Consider the following 1,068-nt stretch of genomic DNA (forward strand, 5'->3'; position numbering starts at 1 on the left):
CCAGGGTGGTGCCCGGCAGGGGCCAGTCGGCGGCACGGCGCCAGGCCCCGCCGTGGTCGAGCCGGCCTTCGGGCGTGCGCCGCCCCGATCCCCCGCCCATGCGGAAGTAGCGCACGGCACCGGCCTGTCCCTCGGGCAGGGGCTGCCCGCGCAGCCAGTGGTTGAACCAGGCGAGCCGCATCTGCACATAGTCGGGTGCCAGCGTGCCGTCGAGCACCGCATCGGGCCCGAAGTCCACGTCGCCCGCATACGGCACGCTGCGCTCGCCGTGGGTCCAGGGGCCCAGCACCATGCGCACGTCGCCGTGCTTGCGCTGCGAAAGGCCGAGATAGTTGTCGGTGGTGGTCTGGGCGTACGGGTCCCACCAGCCGCACATCAGCAGCACGGCCACGCCCTCGAACGCGGCGTAGTGCCCTGCCGCATACAGCTCGGGCTGGCGCCAGTGGTCGTCGAAGCGGCCGCGCTCCCATTGCCCGAAAAGATAGTCCTCGTACTCGGGCGCCCACTGCAGGGGCGAGTCGCCCCGCCTCCAGGGAAGGCGCAGGAACCATTCGCCGATGTCGGCCTGCTCCAGCGCCTGGCGTGCCGCTTCCCCGATGCGGTTGCTGCCGCTGAGGGCATTGCGCAGCGCCCAGACCGCCTGCTTCATCTCGAACGCGCCCCCATGGCGGATGCCGCCGCGGTAGGCGTTGGCGAAGCCGCCGCATTCGAGGAACATCGCCTTGAGCCCCGCGGGCCGCTGGCTGGCCAGCGCGGTCTGGGTGTGGGCGGCATACGACAGCCCGTAGGTGCCCACCGCGCCGTTGCACCAGGGCTGCGCCGTGATCCACGCCATGGTGTCGGCGCCGTCGTGGGCCTCGCCCAGGTATTTGGTGAACTGCCCTTCGGAGCCGAAGCGGCCGCGGCAGTCCTGCACCACCACCGCGTAGCCCTCCCGTGCGAACCGCTCGGCCACTTCGCCGCGCCGCATCGGCCGGGGGTCGGCCGCCGTGCGCTCGCGCCGGGTTTCGGCATCCTTGCCGTAGGGCGTGCGCTCCAGCAACACCGGCAGCGGGCCGGCGCCGGGGG

The 1,068-nt window shown here is 72.8% G+C and carries 1 protein-coding gene; it reads right to left on the bottom strand.

The genetic code is table 11. The features are described from left to right. Window positions 1-1,068 (bottom strand): CocE/NonD family hydrolase (locus tag AC27KI_RS25590; protein WP_487116616.1); only part of this gene is annotated, 1,068 nt, incomplete at both ends.

The organism is Acidovorax sp. KPB24-03 (assembly GCF_057546605.1).